General features: G+C 45.8%; 5 protein-coding genes. 4 read left to right on the top strand and 1 reads right to left on the bottom strand.

Annotated elements, in window-relative coordinates:
• Positions 1–688, bottom strand: a 688-nt coding sequence (locus tag PAN06_RS13535) for an Mbeg1-like protein (RefSeq protein WP_346732067.1), incomplete at its 3' end; no start/stop codon positions are given.
• Positions 689–832: 144 nt separating this feature from the next.
• On the opposite strand from PAN06_RS13535, the gene PAN06_RS13540 reads away from it, so the two are divergent.
• The 4 genes from PAN06_RS13540 to PAN06_RS13555 form a co-directional block, all read left to right on the top strand.
• Entirely contained in the window at positions 833–1510 is a 678-nt protein-coding gene (locus tag PAN06_RS13540; RefSeq protein WP_070589575.1) for a response regulator transcription factor, read from the top strand.
• Entirely contained in the window at positions 1503–2477 is a 975-nt protein-coding gene (locus tag PAN06_RS13545) for a sensor histidine kinase (protein WP_070589573.1), read from the top strand. Before PAN06_RS13540 ends, PAN06_RS13545 begins: the two co-directional genes overlap by 8 nt.
• A 115-nt stretch (positions 2478–2592) precedes the next feature.
• Positions 2593–2721 carry a hypothetical protein gene (locus PAN06_RS13550; RefSeq protein ID WP_269796583.1) on the top strand — a complete coding sequence of 43 codons (129 nt, stop codon included), beginning with the start codon at positions 2593–2595 and terminating at the stop codon, positions 2719–2721.
• A gap of 15 nt (positions 2722–2736) precedes the next feature.
• On the top strand, positions 2737–3096 hold a 360-nt coding region (locus PAN06_RS13555), incomplete at its 3' end, for an ABC transporter ATP-binding protein (RefSeq protein ID WP_269796584.1).

Consider the following 3096-nt stretch of genomic DNA (forward strand, 5'->3'; position numbering starts at 1 on the left):
CGATGGATCCTTGAGGGACAAAGCGACGAATGTTTGGGGACGTGCGCTGGTAGCCTTCGGTTTCGATGATGGCCTTGTTGAGGCCAGGAGCATCGTAGCTGTAGATCGCGTCGACCCGCTCAAATAAGGAATCAGGTAGATACGAGCAGGCATAGGTTGCGAGATTTCCCCCTTTGGAGTGACCAGCTACTAAGAAGCGCCCTTTCGGAAATTCCTTCATGACATGTTGCAGGTAGCTGGCTGCGCGCTTCTGAGCTGGAACATGGTCCATATAGGTCATGTGGAAGTCTTCCTTCCAGCCGATCAAGGTGTCATCCGTCCCTCTGAAAACGACCAAATACGTATCCAGACTAAGCCGATAGGTCATGGCCGCAAACTGTTTTTGGATATCGGGATCGTATTCATCGACATAGTTAAGGAGTTTGATGTTCTTAAAGCGCTTTGAAGTAGTCAACTCATCGACTAATTGCAGGTGCTGGTTACTCACGATGAAATCGGTTGTCCGGTCGATCAGTTCCATCGCATCAGACAGGCGCACTGGAATCCCTGTTGTATCTCCTTGAGGCACAATGTGTTCAAAAGGCAGATAGGTCAGCTCTGTCAATGCGAGAACATCCAGTTCATTGAAGGGACGGTCATAAATGGAATCGTAGGTCACTTCTTTTAGGTAATCAAAAATCGTCGACATCTGTGCCTCCCGTGTCTTATTTCTTTCAGTATAGCACAAAAATGGGACTAGAAAAAGCAACTCCTGTTATGAAGATTACGCTGGATCTTTTTCTCTGCTGCTTAATCTGTTATAATAGGAAGAAAAAAAGAAGGAAAGAAAGCCATGCATAAAATTCTCTTAGTAGAAGACGATGAAATTATCCGCCAACAAGTCAAACAATTATTGGAACAATGGGGCTATGAAGTGGTCACAGTAGAGGACTTTATGGATGTCCTCGGGATCTTTGTCGAAAGTGATCCCCACTTGATCCTCATGGATATTGGCCTGCCTCTCTACAATGGTTACCACTGGTGCCAGGAGATTCGTAAGGTTTCAAAGGTTCCGATCATGTTTCTTTCTTCACGGGATCAAGCCATGGATATTGTCATGGCCATCAATATGGGTGGAGACGACTTTGTCACCAAGCCCTTTGACCAAAATGTCCTCCTGGCCAAGGTTCAAGGACTCTTGCGCCGTTCCTACGAATTTGGGACAGATCAAAATCTGCTGGAGTACCGGGGAGCCATCCTCAATCTCAAGTCCACGGACTTGGTGTATGAAGGGGAAGTTATCAAGTTGACCAAGAATGAATTTCAGATTCTGCGCGTCCTGTTTGAGCATGCGGGCAGTATCGTGGCGCGCGATGACATGATGAAGGAGCTCTGGAATAGCGACTTCTTTATTGATGACAATACCTTGTCTGTCAATGTGGCCCGCCTTCGCAAGAAGTTAGAAGAGGCTGGCTTGTCAAACTTCATCGAAACCAAGAAAGGCATCGGTTACGGGTTGACCCATGAATAAATTTGGAAATATTGTTTGGCAGTATGTGGTTTCCCGCAGGCGCCTGCTCTATCTATTGGTCATCTTTTTGATCGTCGATTTGGTCTTTGCCTATCTCTTTCCAGAGACGGGGAATGTGTTCCTCTATGCGACTCTAGTACTAGGCTTTTTTAGCCTCTGTGTCTTGGTCTGGGATTTCGTCATAACCTTTCAAGACTATCGCAAAGCTGCGTTTTATGAGGAAATAGAGGCTGCTTCGCCCTTGGAACATCTCCTTTATGAAAAATATACAGAAGAACAGCAGGCGCGCCTGGAGCAAGGCAAAGTAGCCCAGGCCAAGTTCAATGACCTGATGGATTACTACACCCTCTGGGTTCACCAGATTAAGACGCCCATCGCAGCTAGCCAGCTCTTGGTCCAAGATGTCGAGACACCTATTATCAAGCAACAGATGGAGCAGGAGCTCTTTAAGATTGACTCCTATGCCAATCTGGTTCTGCAGTACCTGCGACTGGAGAGTTTCCATGACGATCTGGTCTTAAAGCGCGTGTCGCTAGAGGACTTGATCAAAGAAGTGGTCCGCAAATATGCCCTCTTTTTTATCCAAAAGAACTTGACAGTGAACCTGCATGATTTGGATGTCGCCGTCATTACCGATCGCAAGTGGCTTTTGGTCATCATCGAGCAGCTCTTGTCCAATAGCCTCAAGTACACCAGTACAGGTGGAATAGAGATCTATTTCAAAGACCAAACTCTCTATATAAAAGACAGCGGGATTGGAATCAAAAATAGCGATGTCCTCCGCGTCTTTGAGCGGGGCTTCTCCGGTTACAATGGCCACATGACCCAGCAATCCTCAGGGCTGGGGCTCTATCTGTCTAAGAAAATTGCAGAGCAATTGGGCCACAAGATCACCCTCCACTCAGAGGTTGGCCAAGGCACGACCGTTGCCATTCACTTTGAAGAAAAGAAGTTGGTCATGGATTAGTTTTTCCCCATCTTACAAAAATGTAAGAAATAAACGTCAAAATGAAAGGTTAGGTTATGGTAGCCGCCTTTTATTTTTTATACAATAGTCTCATCAAATGAAGGAGGTCAAGAAAATGAAACTCTTGAAATGGATGAAACAACTCAAAAAGACTGAGAAACCAAATAACCAAACCGATCTGGAAAAGGCGGAATTTGGTCGCCAAGTCCTACAACAAACCCAAGAATTTTTCTTGATCTACTAGTAAAAGGAGAAAAGTATGTCATTGTTAGACGTTCAACACATCAAAAAAATCTACAAAACCCGCTTTCAAGGCACGCAAGTCGAAGCCCTAAAGGACATTCATTTTACCGTGGAAAAAGGGGAGTATGTCGCCATCATGGGGGAATCAGGATCCGGGAAATCGACCCTTCTCAATATCCTAGCCATGCTGGACCAACCAACTGAAGGACGGGTCTACCTCAATGGCACGGACACCTCAACCATCAAGAACAAAGACGCATCGAGCTTCCGTCGCGAAAAGCTAGGCTTTGTCTTTCAAGATTTCAATTTGCTCGATACCTTGTCTGTCAAGGACAATATTCTTCTCCCTTTAGTCCTCTCTCGCAGACCAGTCAAG

Source organism: Streptococcus sp. SM3 (assembly GCF_027497875.1).

Coding starts and splice junctions, on each gene's coding strand:
- PAN06_RS13540 (WP_070589575.1), top strand. CDS start 833: ATGCATAAAATTCTCTTAGTAGAAGACGATGAAATTATCCGCCAACAA.
- PAN06_RS13545 (WP_070589573.1), top strand. CDS start 1,503: ATGAATAAATTTGGAAATATTGTTTGGCAGTATGTGGTTTCCCGCAGG.
- PAN06_RS13550 (WP_269796583.1), top strand. CDS start 2,593: ATGAAACTCTTGAAATGGATGAAACAACTCAAAAAGACTGAGAAACCA.